Here is a 15,101-nt window from a genome sequence, read left to right on the forward strand (position 1 = left end):
ACTAGTATAATGACGTTGAAAGGATGTGAACCGCCTTGTCATACACCATTTATCTAGTTGAAGATGAAGAGAATTTAAATGAATTGCTGACAAAATATTTAGAGAGTGAAGGCTGGCACGTCACTTCTTTTCTAAACGGTGAAAGTGCCAGGAAAAAAATCGGCCAGTCTCCTCATTTATGGATTCTCGATATCATGTTACCAGATATCGACGGCTATAAGCTAATAAAAGAAATAAAAAATGAGGATCCCGAGGTTCCCGTCATTTTCATTTCAGCGCGAGATGCGGATATCGACAGGGTGCTCGGGCTGGAGCTCGGCAGCAGCGACTACATATCCAAGCCGTTTCTTCCGCGGGAGTTGATCATCCGCGTTCAAAAGCTTCTTAAGCTGATTTATAAAGAAGATCCCGCAGCAAAGAAAAAAGGAACGGCCGTTTCCGGCTATAAAGTCTTTGAAGATTTAAGGGAAGTCTATGAAAAGGACACTATGATTAATCTGACGTCAAAGGAATTCGACCTTCTGCTCCTTTTTATGAACAATCAGGGCCGCGCCTTCTCAAGAGAGGATATTCTCACCCGAGTGTGGGGGGATGATTACTTCGGCACCGACAGGGTAGTAGACGACCTTGTCAGAAGACTGCGCAAAAAAATGCCTGAACTTAAAGTGGAAACCATCTATGGGTTTGGGTACAGGATGTTGAAATCATGAAAAATAAATCGCTCGCCTTTCAAATTTGGACGGTGATTTGCGGGATTTTATTAACCGTCTCGATTTTGTTGGTGTTTTTATTTTCCAACACCTTAAGAAACTTTTTTACAGATGAGATCTACACAAACATTGAAAATGAACAGCATGTGATGACGGAATACGGATTTTCGGGTTCACCCGAAAGAGACTTTGGCGAAGATAATGGCTCACGCAGTACAAACCGCCATGTACAGCACGTCTTGCTGCCTGAGAAAGGGACAGTCTACCAAAGCCCGCAGATTCTTCCCGATTCATTTATTGCCAAGGTGCAAAAACTGGGAAAGAGACAGGAGTCGTCTTCTAAAAGATATTCAGAGAATGTCGACGGGGAACACATTTTCTTTGTCCTTAAAAAAATCCAAACCCAGGATCAGACGTTTCTTTTATTGTCTTATGCGCTTGATTCATACAGGGATGGCTTAACCTACACACTGTTTAAACAGCTGCTGTTCATTCTGACAGTCGTTATTTTGCTGAGCTGGATTCCTTCCATTTGGCTGGCCAGATATTTATCAAGGCCGCTCGTGACGCTTGAAAAGCATGTCAAACGGATTTCCAAACAGGATTGGGATGATCCGGTCATTGTCGACAGGGAAGATGAAATAGGAAAACTAGGCCATACCATTGAGGATATGCGGCAGAAGCTGATTCAAAAAGATGAGACAGAGCGCACGCTCCTGCAAAACATTTCCCACGACCTGAAAACGCCCGTCATGGTCATCCGCGGATATACCCAGTCGATCAAAGACGGTATTTATCCTAAAGGAGATTTGCAAAATACGATTGAAGTCATTGAAGGTGAAGCTGAAAAGCTGGAAAAGAAAATCAAGGACCTGCTTTATCTCACAAAACTTGATTATTTGCTGAAACAGGAAAGACATTACGGAACTTTTAATATACAAGAGGTCATAAAAGAAGTTGTCGAACGCTTGAAATGGTCTAAAAAAGAATTGAACTGGAAGATTGATCTTGAAGAGGAAACCATGCTGACAGGTGATCAAGAACAATGGAGCAAGCTTATGGAAAATGTTCTTGAAAATCAAATCCGCTATGCGGAAACATTCATTGAAATCAGTGTGAAGTCTGCGAAAAAATATACGATGATCACCATCAAAAATGACGGGCCTCACATTGAAGAAGAGATGCTTTCCAGCCTGTATGAGCCTTTTAATAAAGGGAAGAAAGGCGAATTCGGCATTGGACTCAGCATCGTGAAACGAATTCTGACGCTCCATCAAGCTGATATGACCATTCGAAACGATGAAACCGGTGTTTGCTACTCAATATCCGTTCCAAGAAATTAGACTGTAGACGCTGCAGTCTTTTTTTCATATAAACGAATACCCGTTAAAATCCCGGTAGCTCGGTTTCACTGTTTTCTTTGGCTGCTTGATCCATTTCTTTTCTGACAGCACATGTTTAGGGTATTTGACTTTGTCCACTTTAATTCCCCGGCTGCGCAGGCGGCTGATCAACTCATCGATTTCTTTCATCAAACTTCACCCTTTCTCTGCAAATTTTGACCACTCGGTCACCTTACTTTATAATATAAATAATATCGAACAAAAAAACAAGTTACAATCTAGTTAAAATTATGACGGGACAAAAGAAGTGACCCGCCAGTCAGCATATTCGCCAACAAATTATGATGTCAACCTTTCAGGAAGGTGAAGACCGTGAGAGAAAAAGAGAAAGTCATTATCGAAACAGCCATTAAACTATTTGCCAAAAAAGGGTACAGCTCAACATCAGTGCAGGAAATTGCGAAAGAATGCCAAATCTCAAAAGGCGCTTTCTACATCTACTTCAAATCAAAAGAAGCGCTTCTCCTTTCAGTGCTCCACTATTACTATGATAGAATCTTTACACGGCTCCAAAAAATTCAAGCGGAGTATGATAATCCGCGGGATGTTTACCGGAAACAGCTGACCGTTTTTTTCGAAAACATTCTCGAACACAAAGAGTTTATTACAATGCAATTTAATGAGCGGTCGATGCCGATCAATGAAGAGATTGAATCGTTCGCCAAAAAAATGCGGACGACGACTCTCCGGCTGCATATTGAAAACATCCAGAATATATACGGCAAAGACATTGAACCATACAGCGCCGAGCTTTGTTTTATGATCAACGGGATGAGCGATGTATATCTTGAATTAATGATTTTGCTTCATCATTCTTTTGACCTTCACCTTCTCGCCGACCATTTGCTGAACCGCCTAGATGATTTGGCAAAGGGAATGCTGAATCGAAACGAAAATCCGCTGATTTCGATCGACAAAGCGGACAAGTGGTTCGGCCCTTTTGACACGTTCGATCCGCTGAAGGAAGCCCTGCTCAAAGAAATGCGGATCAAAGCAGACAAGCGGTATCACAGCACCCCGCCTTCCGACCTGACTGAAAGCCTCGATATTCTGGAAAAAGAACTGAGAAAACGAAAGCCCAAAAACGCCATCATCAAAGGGATGCTTGCGAATTTGAAGGGATTTGACGGCCTGCAAAAAGAAACGGATAAACTTGCAGAACTGATCAAAAAAGACCGGAGACATTCAGATTGAAGGATGATCAACGGCTCTGATGGCGCGATCGATACATATAAAAAATGGCCGCTGTTTACGGCCGTTTCAGATTGTTGACAAAATCCTAAAACGGTTTAAAGTTTTAGGATTTTGTCATCCTTTCAGCGTGATTGAAAACCCTTGCAGTCTAGGAAGGACGAGCATCGGAGCGGAGCGAATGTTGGAATTCGTGAGCACCGACGCGCAGGCCTGACAACGAATGCGAGGGTTTGTCGACACGCTGAAACGGCCGCTGTTTACGGCCGTTTTATTTGTTATGCTTTCGGTTTCACCATTTCTTCAGGCTTCACAATCTCATCAAACTGCTTTTCTGTTAAAAGATTCAGCTTAAGAGCCGCTTCTTTCAGTGTCAATCCCTCTTTATGAGCCAGCTTCGCGATTTTCGCAGCATTTTCATAACCGATATGCGGATTTAAAGCTGTGACGAGCATAAGAGAGTTTGTCAGGTTCTTTTCAATTGTCTCCTGATTCGGTTCAATGCCCACGGCGCATTTGTCATGGAATGAATTCATGCCGTCGGCAAGGAGCTGAACCGATTGCAGGAAATTATAAATGATGACCGGCTTAAAGACGTTTAATTCAAAATTCCCCTGGCTCGCCGCAAAACCGATCGTTGCGTCATTCCCCATGATTTGGGATGCAACCATTGTCAGCGCTTCGCTTTGCGTAGGGTTTACTTTGCCCGGCATAATGGAGCTTCCCGGTTCATTTTCAGGAATGATCAGCTCGCCGATCCCGCAGCGCGGTCCGCTTGCCAGCCATCTGACATCATTGGCGATTTTCATAAGGTCTGCTGCAAGCGCTTTAAGTGAGCCATGTACGTGTGTCAGTTCATCATGGCTTGTCAGCGCATGAAATTTATTAGGCGAGCTTTTGAAAGACTGCCCGGTCAGACTGCTGATCTCTTCGGCAACAATGCTTCCGAATTCCGGATGAGCGTTGATCCCTGTACCAACCGCGGTTCCTCCAATGGCAAGGTCGCGGATTTTTTCCGCAGATTCAAGGATCATTTCTTTAGAGCGGTCAAGCATGTAAACCCAGCCGCTGATCTCCTGCCCCAATGTGAGCGGTGTCGCATCCTGCAGGTGGGTACGGCCGATTTTCACGACATCTTTAAAGGCTTCGGCTTTTTCATTCAGCGTGCTTCGCAAGCGGTCAACCGCCGGAACCAGCTTTTCGTAAATCGCGAGTACGGCCGCGACGTGCATCGCTGTCGGGAATGTGTCATTTGAGCTTTGGCTGCGGTTGACATCATCATTCGGATGAATCTTAAAGCTTGAGCCTTTTTCCTGCAGATAGGCTGTGCCTCTGTTTGCCACGACTTCATTCATATTCATGTTGCTTTGCGTCCCGCTTCCAGTCTGCCAGACGACCAGCGGAAAATGGCTGTCATACTTTCCTTCTAAAATTTCATCACAAACGGAAACGATCGCATCTGATTTTTCTGCTTCAAGGTTTCCAAGCCGTTCATTCGCAATGGCAGCGCTTCTTTTTAAAATTGCAAACGCATACACAATTTCCTGCGGCATTTTTTCAGAACCGATTTTAAAGTTCTCCTTGCTTCGCTGGGTTTGGGCTCCCCAAAACTTATCGGCAGGAACCTTGATTTCACCCATCGTATCTTTTTCAATTCTATAATTCACTATGTATCCCTTCCTTCTCTAGTCTACAGTAGACTATATTTCGATAAAAATTGATAAAACCCTCTTATTTAAATTTTATCTTTATTTTAATTTTAGCTCAATATAAACTCGCGATTCTTTTGCATATTTATATTTCGGGTTTGTCTTTCCGTATTCCTTCGATACATATGAAACCTCATAATGTTTAGAAAAAGATTGAATAATGTGTTCGATCTCTTCCAGTTTCCCCGTAAGCCTGATTTGCGCCAACTCTTCTCACTCCGTCTCTGTTCAATGAAAATTTCGCCAAACACTAATGTAACACAGTATATTGTTTTTTTAACAGGAAAAGATAACCGATATCCATATTTAGAAATGCCAAGGCAGGTGATCACCATCAGTCAGTCAGAATTTAAGGACCATATCCACGAAAATCTCGCTTTGCTCCTTCCCCGCCTCGAGCACAACGACGATCTCGTTCAAAATAAAAAAATGCTGAAAAACGGAGTCATTTTTTATTTTTTATATTTTCGTGATTTAAATGATGATGCCAAAATACAGAAAGCAGCCAAAACGCTGTGCACGGATGAAAGCTCTCTCTCATTGGAAGATGTGCGCCTTCGCTTAAACAAACTGAATGCTGAGCCCATTCACAAGGTAAGGGACGCGATAAACACCATTTTTCAAGGAAAGTGTTTGCTTTTCATTAATGGCATGAATACCGTTTTTGCGCTGCCGACATTTGAAAAAAAGAAGAGAAGCCTTGGAGAGGTGAATACAGAAAATGTCGTCAGAGGACCGAAAATCGGTTTTATTGAGGATGTGGATACAAATGTGGCGCTCGTCAGGCAGCGTGTGCCAGATCAGGACCTGACAGTCGAGAAGCTTCCGATCGGAAAAAGCAAGCTTAAAAATGCCACCATTTTATACATTGACGGCAAAGCAGATGAATCGATTATATCAGACCTGAAAAAGCGTCTGAAAAAAGTGCAGCTGGACGATATTCAAGATTCTGGGGTGCTTGAAGAGCTGATTGAAGATAATCAGTTTTCACCCTTTCCGCAGATTCAAAACACAGAACGGCCGGATAAAGTTTCGTCAGCGCTGTTCAACGGGCGGATCGCCATCTTTGTCGATTATTCCCCCTTTGCCCTGATTGTGCCGGCCTCCTTTGGAATGGTGATGCAGTCCCCTGATGATTATTATGAGAGGTGGATCGCCTCGACTCTGATCAGATTTCTGCGGTTCAGCTCGATCTTCATCACTCTGTTCTTGTCGGCATTTTATATTTCGCTTGTTTCGTTTCATCAAGGGATGCTGCCGACTGCCCTGGCTGTCACAATTGCGAGTACACGGGAGGAAGTTCCGTTTCCTCCGCTTCTTGAAGCACTGATTATGGAAATCACGATTGAGCTTCTGAGGGAAGCCGGTTTGAGGCTCCCTAATCCGCTCGGCCAGACGATCGGCTTGGTCGGGGGCGTTGTCATCGGCCAGGCAGCTGTGGAAGCCAATATTGTCAGCTCTGTCATGGTGATTATCGTCAGTGTTATCGCCCTTGCTTCTTTTACAGTTCCTCAATACGGCATGGGGCTGTCGTTTCGGGTGCTGCGGTTTATTTCCATGATTGTCGCCGCCGTGTTCGGACTGTACGGGATTATTTTATTCATGCTCGTGATTTTCACCCATTTGGTCAGGCAGCGAAGCTTTGGCAACCCGTATTTTAACCCTAATCACTTTTTCAGCTTAAAACATTCAGATGAGGCGATCATTCGTTTGCCGACAAAGAATCGTGAGGTGAATCAGCAAAATGATGCAGAAAAATCAGCTCGATCGGATTAGCACGTATGAAGCAGCTGCGATTATTACCAGTACGATGCTGGGGGCAGGGCTGCTGACCCTTCCCAGGGCACTGACGCAGAAAACGCTCTCTCCAGACGGATGGATCGTTTTGATCGTTGAAGGACTTGTTTTTATTTTGATTATCTATATGAACGCCAAAATCGTCAAAAAGCACAATGTTCTTTCTTTTTTTGATTATACGAAAGAGGGCTGCGGCTTAGTGATCGGGAACATTTTGAACCTGTGCATCAGTTTATATTTCTTGGGAGTGGCAAGTTTTGAAGCACGAGCGATGGCCGAGATGGTTAAATTTTTTCTGCTTCAATTTACACCGATGGGCGTGACGATTTTTGCTTTTGTGATTTGCGCGATCTATATGGTCGTCGGCGGAATCAGCGACATGTCGAAGATTTTCCCGTTTTTCCTCTCGATTACGCTCGTGATTCTGCTTGTCGTTTACGGCTTAAGTATGAATATGTTTCAAGTCAACAATTTAAGGCCTCTCCTCGGCCTCGGGGTTGGCTCAATCACAAGCGCTTTGACGGTTGTCTCCATTTCATTTTTAGGCGTGGAGCTCATGTTGTTTCTGCCTAAATACGTTAAAAATAAAGAAAAGCTGTTCAAAGCTGCCGCCATCGGTTTTGGGATCCCGCTTACTTTATATATTTTAACTTTTGTCGTCGTTGTCGGCGCTCTGACCGCGTCAGAAGTGATGACGATGACCTGGCCGACGATCTCATTGTTTCAATCGTTTGAAATCAGAGGCATTTTTATTGAAAGGTTCGAATCGTTTTTGCTCGTCATCTGGACGATCCAATTTTTCACCACCTTTGTCGTCTATACATACTTTGCCGCTTCAGGGCTTGAAAATGTTTTCGGCTGGCCCGTCAAAAAAAACGTGTTGCTCATCGGCGCCCTTGCTTACATGGCCTCTCTCTTGCCGCAAGACACCAATGAAGTCTTGGTTTACAGCGATTTTTTAGGCTATGTCTTCATCGTCGTGTTCTGCGTGCTCCCGATCCTGATCTTTTTGCTCGTGTCGGCTAAAAGGAGGTTTAAAGCTTCGTGAAAAAAAAAGGAATACTAGCGGCGCTGTCCCTTCTTCTCCTTTTGACAGGCTGCTGGGACAGCAGGCAGATCGAAGAGCTCAGCATTGCGATCGGCCTTGCGATGGATAAAGGAGAAGATGATAAAAAAGTGAAAATGACGTATCAGTTTCTCGTTCCGAAAAAGATCGGCCAGAACGGAAGCGCCCAAGATCCGACCAAAATCGTGGCCACATCCGGAAATACGGTTCATCAAACGATTCGTTCGACTGCTCTGAAAAACTTCCCGGTCTTCTCACAGCATCTGCACGTCATTATTTTCTCGGAAGATCTTGCATCTGACATTTCTTTGGATGCCTTAATCAATCAGTTTATCCGGGATAACAGCATCAGAAGGAGCAGTGAAGTCTATATGGCGCCGGGGCCGGCCGGACGCCTTTTGAAGATAGATGATGCAGGTGATCCCGCTTCAGAAGCAATCCATAGCATCGCACAAAACAGGGCGTCAACGATCAAATTGCTTAAACCCGTCACATTGGGCGATATTTCAATTAAAATGCAGAAAGGCATGTCTTTTATCATGCCGAGGGCTGTCGAAGAAAAGGGGCAGCTTCAGTTGGAAGGCGGGGCCATTCTAAAAAACAACAAGCCATATGCAAATATTTCTTCAGCTCAAATAGAAGCATTGAATTTATTGATGGGAAAAGTGAACGGCGGGGTCATAGAATCAAGACATCAAGGACATTTGTTTTCATACGAAGTGTTTTCAATCACTCATCGCGTTCATATCACGAGAGAAAACGACAAATACAAATTTACCGTACGTTCACATATTAAAGGGAGATTGTCTGAAGACTGGTATAAAGGCGAAGATTCTTTTAATCCAAATTACATTAGAGCAATTGAACGGTCGGTCCAAAAAGACATCGAAAAACGCGTCAGGCAGCTGATTGACCTTTTACAACATGATTTAAAAGTCGATATCACCGATTTTTCGGACTATGCCAGAATCAACTATCCGAAGCGCTGGCAGAAAGATCAACACAATTGGGATAAACACTTCAGCGAAGCCGATATCGACTATCATATCAATGCAACCATTCAGGATTTTGGAACAAAAGGAGCGACACAAGCAAGATAGGAGCCAAATTTTCTGATAAAATGGAAGTGAAAGGGTGATTTAGCATGAAGCGGATATTGCAGATAACAGGTATTTTCCTGATTGCGGCCGCAATCATTCTGTCCTGTTTTATGATTCATGATGTCGTATTTGATCCGTATATGGAGGATTCACAATCGATGCTGTTCTTTACGATCGGTTCGTATCTCTCCACTCCGGCTTTTTGCATCATCGGCGGATTTATTTTGCTCGGCATCAGCAAACTGATTGAGCTGCAGGAAAAAAACAATGCCATTTTGGCCGAAAATCTCGATCTCATTGATCAAAACGCCAGCATAACGGCCCAAAACGAAGCTGAACACGAAGAGAACCAAAACGCACAAGAACCCGACCGAACCAGTGATGCCGACTCTTTCACTCTGCCCGCAGCTGATGATCGAAAATATTGGAACGGTTGAAAACGGCTTTCATAGGAAAGCTGTTTTTTGTTTCCGTCACTGAACAAGCTTGTTTCGATGCGCGTATACGGCGGCTTGTGTACGGTCATCGACTTCAAGCTTGGACAGGATGTTCGTCACATGGGTTTTGACGGTTTTAATCGTGATAAATAATTCTTCCGCAATACCCTTGTTTGTTTTTCCTTCTGCCACAAGCTTGAGGATTTCCAATTCTCTTGCCGTCAATGATTCATGTAGAGGCAGATCCCCAGATGAATGTCTCAGCTTTGATAATACCTTACCCGCCACCTTTGCTTCAAGCTTTGGTTCTCCCACGCTCGCAGCCCTGATCGCATCGGCGATTTCACTGGCTTTCGATGTTTTCAGCAAATAGCTGAGCGCCCCGGCTTCTATCACCGGATAGACCTTGTCATCATCAATAAAGCTCGTCAGCACGATGATTTTCGGATCGGCAAGCTCCCGGCAGATTTCCTTTGTCGCCTCAATGCCATCCATTCCTTCCATTACAAGATCCATCAAGATGACATCCGGCTTGGTTTCAACAGCCAGCTCAACACCGCGCCTGCCGTCTGAAGCTTCACCGATCACCTCAATATCAGGCTGCGATTCCAAAAAAGCAGCCAGCCCCATCCTCACCATTTCATGATCATCAATTAACAGTACTCGAATCACCTTCAGTCTCTCCTTTTCCTTGATCAAAGATCGGAACCTTTACATCAACTTGTGTTCCTTTTCCCGCAAATGAAATAATTTCCGCCACACCGCCGACTTCGCTGGCTCTTTCTTTAATAGAATTCAGCCCGTATGATGACGTTTTTACGGCATCCATCTTAAATCCATCTCCATTATCAATCACCTTCAGCTGGAGCTGCCGGTTCCTGATCAGCAGTCTGACAGATACTTTTGTCGCCTTTGAATGCCTGAATACATTCGAAAGCGCTTCTTGTACGATTCTGAACAGATGGTCTTCGACACCCTTTGGCAGTCTTCCGGCATCCTCGATTTCCCAATCGATATCCATCGACTGTTTCGCTTTAAACTCATTCAGGAGGTCGGCCAGCCCTTCTTTTAAACCTTTCCCTTCAAGCGTGACCGGTCTCAGGTGCAAAAGCAGCGCTCTCATCTCATTCTGTGCATCGGCGGCCATTTTTTCCACCATTTTCAGCCTTTGCGCAAGTTTTTCATCAGCCGAAGCATTGATTCCTTCAAGAACCGCCGATGTCATCATGGAAATGGCAAACAGCTGCTGGCTTACCGCATCATGCAGTTCCCGGGCCAGGCGCTGGCGTTCTTCGGAGACAACGGATTTTTTCATTTGCTCCTGCCATTCCGCCCTTTCATTTGACAGCTTTTGAAGAGAAGCGACCTGCCTTTCGATCCGCTCCGCCATTTCATTGAGCTGATCGGCGGCGAGTCCGATCTCATCATCTCCAAGCGATGGAATCCGGTAAGCAAAATTGCCGTTTTCGTATTTTAAAATCGATTCGATCAGCTTTTCAAGCCGTTTTTTCAGCTGATTGCCAAACATATAGCCAGAACCGAACCCTACGGCTGCACTGATCGACACTAGGAGCACGATAAACGGGATTCCGAACCATCTCGAGGCGATGAGCACCCGCGGATCGAGCTGATAATAGAACAGCATGAAGCCCAATACAGCAATCAAAATCGTAAAGCTGACACCCAAGGACAAACGGACGGCGCGCCACTGAATGTTTGCAAGCCTGTTCGTTTTCATATAAACCGCACATCCACATCACCGATAAACAGGGAAATCGAAATTTTAACCCGTCTTGCCGATTGTTCGTAATTCTCTGACTCGGTATAGATTTGGTTGCCGATGCCGCTTTTCCGGTCGCCGATAATGTCAATGTCGCCGATAAACGCCGAAGAGCTGATGGAGACGTCAAGATCAGACGGAATGTAAATATCAACATCACCGATCAGCCCGGTGATGACGATTGTATTTTCCTCATCTGAAATGATCGCTTTTGACAAATCGATTTTTACGTCTCCGATGAATCCGGATATGTTTAAATCATTTAAATCAAAAGGTTTTTTCATCAATTTCACATCACCGAAAAAAAAGCTGTGCTGACCGGCGCTCGTTTTTTTCTGAAACGGTTCTGAGCCGGCCATATCTTTCCCGCGTTCTTTAGGTTTACTGCGGTCGAAAACCGGCTGATTTGTGACAAGCCTGTAGCCTGCATAAATGAGGAAAGCGGCAAAAAAGAAGCCGAACAGGCTGAATGTAATGCTGAAGATATCTTTGAGAACCAGGAAGCCCGCAAAAATAAACATCACAGACCCGAGCCAGCGGCGTGAATATTTATGAAGCAAATACCCGGCAAAAAGAAAAGCGAGCGGCCAGAATAAGACGTCTCCAAGCCCGCTGTTTTGAAAAAATATGCTGATACCGAACAGAACGATGACGAGTCCGATCAATTGGTTTTTTGTTAGACGCATGCTGACTCCGGCCCCCTTTCTTTTTGTCGTTTATTCAATTGATACATTCCCGCTTGTCAACGAGATATCAATTTTATTTTGACCATTTCCGTTTTTTCCAGTCAGTGTTCGTTTTTCACTGCTGATTTGATCAAAGGAATAAGAATAGCTGATGTTTCCGCTTGTCGATACGGCTTCAAGGCTGATGTCTGCATCGTCGGGCAGATCGAGTTTCGCATTTCCCGATGTCTGCTTGATGTTCAGCTTCCCGGTCACATCTTCAAGCTTTGTATTTCCTGATGTTGAGCGAATGTCCGCCTCCGCTGTGCGGACGTCTTTTAAGCGAATATTTCCCGACGTCCCTTTGACCTCAAGCTGTTCCGCCTGGAGCTGATTCACTTTTTGGCTGCCGCTTCCCGAGCTTAAGGCTACCTTTTTTAAATGCAAATGACCGCCTGATATGTTCACATTCCCGCTTCCTGATGTGATCGACAGGTCATCTTTGTATTCATAAGGGATTCTGACAATAAGTTCATTTTTTTGAAAAAAGAAGAACTGGAAAGGCTTCGGGTGTACGGACAGCTGAAGGGTATCTCCCTTTTCTGATGATTCAAGGCGGGCATTGCCTGACAGCTCAGCATCTATATCATCACGCTGTTCAGCTTTGATGTTTACCGTTATGCTTTTTGCACTGATGTCGATTTTGTTGACCTTCTTCGGTGAAGCACTGGCTGTATGGACTGATTCTTGATTGAAGCCAATGAATGAAAAACCGCGCACACCATCATAAATGAAGCAGGCGAGAATCACAATGCCAGCGATGATCAGCAGTTTTCCTAACGTTTTTTTCATGTGTTTAATCCTTTCGCCAAGTAAGTGTATGCTCCTTATTATAAGGAAAGTTTCCTTTGAAAGAAATTAAAAATTGCAGAAGGGGCCCGTTAAGCCCCTTTCTGATTATTCATTTCCGGCTGATGTTTGCTTTTCCAAGCCGACCTTTTGAGCGCGCATTTTTTCGAGCTCTTCTTCGACCTCTTTCGCATATTCAAGACGGCTGTATGAGCTCCCTGATCCCGCGGAAATTTCAGCATAGCTGTTCACCTTAGCTTCCATTTCTTCAATCCGGGTTTCCATTCTCATAAACTCGCGGTACGCGCTTTCGCTATCGATTTTATTAAAGGATGCATTCATATGTTCTTTTGCTTTTACCGCGTTGGCCCGTGCGATTAATGCATGTTTTCTGTCTTTTATGTCACGCAGTTTGACTTCGAGCGTTTGCAGCTGCTCTTTTAATTCAGCAAGCTGCTTTTTCGCATGGTGATAAGCTTCTTGATATTCCGATGCTTTTTCTTCAAAATACTTCATTTCGGAAAGAGCCTTTTTGGCAAGCTCTTCTTCACCAGCATCAAAAGCAAGCTGTGCCTGGTTTCTGCGTTTGACGGCCAGTTTTTCAGCCTCCTCATGCTTCCCTTTGAAACTTTGTTCAATCGTCTGCTGTTTGACAATCGTATGCTTGGCCTTTGCAATATCGCTTTCCATATCGCGTACGTATTGATTCAACATCACCCGCGGGTTTTCAATTTTATCCAATCCTTCATTAACTGATGCAACAAACATGTCTCTTATTCTTTTGAACGGCATGATTGATTCCTCCCTGTGTTTATTTATTCTTTTTCAAAAAGTCTTCCCACTCCGCATCAAAGCCGGTATCATATGATGCAGCGGAAGGCTCGGTTTTCTCTGAATAATAGATGCTTTCTCCTTGTTTTCCATCTTGCTTCATCATCTTCCAGCCGAAATAAACCATGGCAGCGGCAAGTGCGATGCCGATCAGAAAAGGAAGAGATCCTCCCAAAAACATGATGCCGATGATGGTCAGGATGACAGCGGCAAACTGACGGCCTTCTTTCCACTTTTTAATGCCGTAATAGATAAGCACAGCTCCAATTGCGCCTGTGATCAATCCGCCAAAATGGCCTCCCCCGAAAAACAGCGAGATGCCAAACAGGATCAGAAAAAAGCCGATGACTGATTTTCCATTTATCTTCATGCTTGCTCCTCCTTTCTTGTTCATGTATTCACTATAGTCAATTTCAGGCTTCGACAAAACGAGTCACAGATTGATTTTATTGTAAGACCAGAGTCGTAGGGCGGATAAGACCGCCAAATCAATGAAGACCGCTCTTTACTGAGAAAGAGCGGTCTTCATTGTTTGGTGAGCTATTGTTCAATTTTCGGATTCCAGCCGTCCAGAACATTTTCAATGGTCCAGTTTTCCGCCTCCTGATCTGATATCTGTCTTCTCGCCTCATGAAAAACCGCCCCCGGCCCCGTATTCCGATATTCATACAATCTCGCATCGGCAGCCGAGAAGCCCGACATATCCGTCCACCCTTCAGGTTGAATGTGAGCGCCGAGAGAACAATTATGATATAAAACGCTGGCGATGGCGTCAGGGTCTCCTCCCGGATGCCACGGACGGCCGAGATAAACCGTCCCGTCAGCTGCATCGCTTGTCAGCCTGCAATTTGTGATGAAAAAGCCGAACGGTTTCGTTATTTGGGTACTGGCGGCTGTCACATAGCCGTTATTGGTGGCGGAGCCGCGATCTGCGCTATGAATCCGGCAGTTTTCAAAAACCGCTCTCGCTCCTCCAAAAATAAAATCGACATCCCCTTCTATATAGCATTGATCAAAATATTGTGCGCCATCATTAACAAATAGTGTATCCTGCCTGCCGATAAATCTGGAATGTTTAAAAATCATTCGGTTTCCCTTCGCATAGACCGCCACTGCCTGAGTTCCAGTCGTATCTACTTTCGTTCGGTCAAACGAATTTTCAAATGTCAGGTTTTCCGCTTCAAAATCATCCGCATAAATAAACACACTGGCGCTTCCGCTCGTTCCGTACCTACCTCCCCCTTCCTTTTCTTTCCCCGCATAATTGTCATAAGTAATGACGGTGTCGTTTTTGTTTTCGCCAATCAGCTTGACAAACGGCTTTGTCGCAGGAATCCGAACCACTTCTTTATAAATGCCTTTCTTAATCAAAATCTCCTTTTTTTCAAGACTGTACTCCGGCAAAGCATCGACAGCCTCCTGAACGGTTTTAAATTCGCCATCCCTATCTTTTGACACCGTCAGCCTGACCGCGGCTTTTTCGCGATTGATCATCCGTATTCCCCCTTTTTGTTGAAAGCGCTTACTTAAAATTACGACAAAAAGCCGTTTTCCCCTGCCGGA

The 15,101-nt window shown here is 44.6% G+C and carries 17 protein-coding genes; 7 read left to right on the forward strand and 10 right to left on the reverse strand.

Translation table 11 applies throughout. The features are described 5' to 3' along the window. Positions 1-35 precede the first annotated feature (35 nt). Positions 36-710, forward strand: coding sequence for a response regulator transcription factor (locus BTA30_RS08190; RefSeq protein WP_076760751.1), 675 nt, complete (start codon positions 36-38; stop codon positions 708-710). Then, positions 707-2,053 carry a two-component system sensor histidine kinase CssS gene (gene cssS / locus BTA30_RS08195; protein WP_076760752.1) on the forward strand — a complete coding sequence of 449 codons (1,347 nt, stop codon included), beginning with the start codon at positions 707-709 and terminating at the stop codon, positions 2,051-2,053. The genes BTA30_RS08190 and cssS overlap by 4 nt, the downstream gene beginning before the upstream one ends. Positions 2,054-2,077: 24 nt before the next feature. On the opposite strand, the gene spxO is transcribed toward cssS, so the two are convergent. Continuing rightward, on the reverse strand, positions 2,078-2,242 hold the full coding sequence (gene spxO / locus BTA30_RS23340; RefSeq protein ID WP_094777308.1) for an anti-adapter protein SpxO: 165 nt from the start codon (positions 2,240-2,242) through the stop codon (positions 2,078-2,080). A gap of 183 nt (positions 2,243-2,425) precedes the next feature. On the opposite strand from spxO, the gene BTA30_RS08200 reads away from it, so the two are divergent. After that, positions 2,426-3,307: a TetR/AcrR family transcriptional regulator gene (locus BTA30_RS08200; protein WP_076760753.1), complete on the forward strand. Its 882-nt coding sequence runs from the start codon at positions 2,426-2,428 to the stop codon at positions 3,305-3,307. A 275-nt stretch (positions 3,308-3,582) separates the two neighbouring features. Here BTA30_RS08200 and fumC read toward each other — a convergent pair whose 3' ends face one another. Then, positions 3,583-4,971: a class II fumarate hydratase gene (gene fumC / locus BTA30_RS08210; RefSeq protein ID WP_076760755.1), complete on the reverse strand. Its 1,389-nt coding sequence runs from the start codon at positions 4,969-4,971 to the stop codon at positions 3,583-3,585. Positions 4,972-5,052: 81 nt separating this feature from the next. Further along, positions 5,053-5,220: a YvzF family protein gene (locus BTA30_RS08215; protein WP_076760756.1), complete on the reverse strand. Its 168-nt coding sequence runs from the start codon at positions 5,218-5,220 to the stop codon at positions 5,053-5,055. 126 nt (positions 5,221-5,346) lie between these two features. Between BTA30_RS08215 and BTA30_RS08220 the strand changes: the two genes are divergently transcribed. Genes BTA30_RS08220 through BTA30_RS08235 form a run of 4 tightly spaced genes read left to right on the forward strand, consistent with a single transcriptional unit; the run spans position 5,347 to position 9,413 of the window. Further along, entirely contained in the window at positions 5,347-6,789 is a 1,443-nt protein-coding gene (locus BTA30_RS08220) for a spore germination protein (protein ID WP_076760938.1), read from the forward strand. Beyond that, positions 6,758-7,858 carry an endospore germination permease gene (locus BTA30_RS08225; protein WP_076760757.1) on the forward strand — a complete coding sequence of 367 codons (1,101 nt, stop codon included), beginning with the start codon at positions 6,758-6,760 and terminating at the stop codon, positions 7,856-7,858. Before BTA30_RS08220 ends, BTA30_RS08225 begins: the two co-directional genes overlap by 32 nt. After that, positions 7,855-8,976 carry a Ger(x)C family spore germination protein gene (locus tag BTA30_RS08230; protein ID WP_076760758.1) on the forward strand — a complete coding sequence of 374 codons (1,122 nt, stop codon included), beginning with the start codon at positions 7,855-7,857 and terminating at the stop codon, positions 8,974-8,976. Before BTA30_RS08225 ends, BTA30_RS08230 begins: the two co-directional genes overlap by 4 nt. A 44-nt stretch (positions 8,977-9,020) precedes the next feature. Beyond that, positions 9,021-9,413, forward strand: a complete 393-nt coding sequence (locus tag BTA30_RS08235) for a hypothetical protein (protein ID WP_076760759.1) — start codon at positions 9,021-9,023, stop codon at positions 9,411-9,413. A gap of 36 nt (positions 9,414-9,449) precedes the next feature. On the opposite strand, the gene liaR is transcribed toward BTA30_RS08235, so the two are convergent. The 7 genes from liaR to BTA30_RS08270 all read right to left on the reverse strand — a co-directional run bounded on the left by liaR (position 9,450) and on the right by BTA30_RS08270 (position 15,032). Continuing rightward, positions 9,450-10,085 (reverse strand): two-component system response regulator LiaR, encoded by a 636-nt coding sequence (gene liaR / locus BTA30_RS08240; protein WP_076760760.1) that lies wholly within the window; start codon positions 10,083-10,085, stop codon positions 9,450-9,452. Beyond that, positions 10,063-11,151, reverse strand: coding sequence for a two-component system sensor histidine kinase LiaS (gene liaS / locus BTA30_RS08245; protein WP_076760761.1), 1,089 nt, complete (start codon positions 11,149-11,151; stop codon positions 10,063-10,065). The genes liaR and liaS overlap by 23 nt, the downstream gene beginning before the upstream one ends. Beyond that, positions 11,148-11,879 carry a cell wall-active antibiotics response protein LiaF gene (gene liaF, locus BTA30_RS08250; protein ID WP_076760762.1) on the reverse strand — a complete coding sequence of 244 codons (732 nt, stop codon included), beginning with the start codon at positions 11,877-11,879 and terminating at the stop codon, positions 11,148-11,150. The genes liaS and liaF overlap by 4 nt, the downstream gene beginning before the upstream one ends. Before the next feature lie 30 nt (positions 11,880-11,909). Next, on the reverse strand, positions 11,910-12,710 hold the full coding sequence (locus BTA30_RS08255) for a DUF4097 domain-containing protein (protein ID WP_076760763.1): 801 nt from the start codon (positions 12,708-12,710) through the stop codon (positions 11,910-11,912). Positions 12,711-12,815: 105 nt separating this feature from the next. After that, positions 12,816-13,499 carry a stress responsive protein LiaH gene (gene liaH / locus BTA30_RS08260; RefSeq protein ID WP_076760764.1) on the reverse strand — a complete coding sequence of 228 codons (684 nt, stop codon included), beginning with the start codon at positions 13,497-13,499 and terminating at the stop codon, positions 12,816-12,818. A gap of 19 nt (positions 13,500-13,518) precedes the next feature. Next, positions 13,519-13,908, reverse strand: a complete 390-nt coding sequence (locus BTA30_RS08265) for a protein liaI (protein ID WP_076760765.1) — start codon at positions 13,906-13,908, stop codon at positions 13,519-13,521. Between the two features lie 170 nt (positions 13,909-14,078). Next, positions 14,079-15,032: a pectinesterase family protein gene (locus tag BTA30_RS08270; protein ID WP_076760766.1), complete on the reverse strand. Its 954-nt coding sequence runs from the start codon at positions 15,030-15,032 to the stop codon at positions 14,079-14,081. Between the last annotated feature and the right edge of the window lie 69 nt (positions 15,033-15,101).

The sequence above is a fragment of the Bacillus swezeyi genome (assembly GCF_001969815.1).
Taxonomy (GTDB): domain Bacteria; phylum Bacillota; class Bacilli; order Bacillales; family Bacillaceae; genus Bacillus; species Bacillus swezeyi.

Coding starts and splice junctions, on each gene's coding strand:
- cssS (WP_076760752.1), top strand. CDS start 707: ATGAAAAATAAATCGCTCGCCTTTCAAATTTGGACGGTGATTTGCGGG.
- spxO (WP_094777308.1), bottom strand. CDS start 2,242: ATGAAAGAAATCGATGAGTTGATCAGCCGCCTGCGCAGCCGGGGAATT.
- BTA30_RS08225 (WP_076760757.1), top strand. CDS start 6,758: ATGATGCAGAAAAATCAGCTCGATCGGATTAGCACGTATGAAGCAGCT.
- BTA30_RS08235 (WP_076760759.1), top strand. CDS start 9,021: ATGAAGCGGATATTGCAGATAACAGGTATTTTCCTGATTGCGGCCGCA.
- liaS (WP_076760761.1), bottom strand. CDS start 11,151: ATGAAAACGAACAGGCTTGCAAACATTCAGTGGCGCGCCGTCCGTTTG.
- liaF (WP_076760762.1), bottom strand. CDS start 11,879: ATGCGTCTAACAAAAAACCAATTGATCGGACTCGTCATCGTTCTGTTC.
- BTA30_RS08255 (WP_076760763.1), bottom strand. CDS start 12,710: ATGAAAAAAACGTTAGGAAAACTGCTGATCATCGCTGGCATTGTGATT.
- liaH (WP_076760764.1), bottom strand. CDS start 13,499: ATGCCGTTCAAAAGAATAAGAGACATGTTTGTTGCATCAGTTAATGAA.
- BTA30_RS08265 (WP_076760765.1), bottom strand. CDS start 13,908: ATGAAGATAAATGGAAAATCAGTCATCGGCTTTTTTCTGATCCTGTTT.
- BTA30_RS08270 (WP_076760766.1), bottom strand. CDS start 15,032: ATGATCAATCGCGAAAAAGCCGCGGTCAGGCTGACGGTGTCAAAAGAT.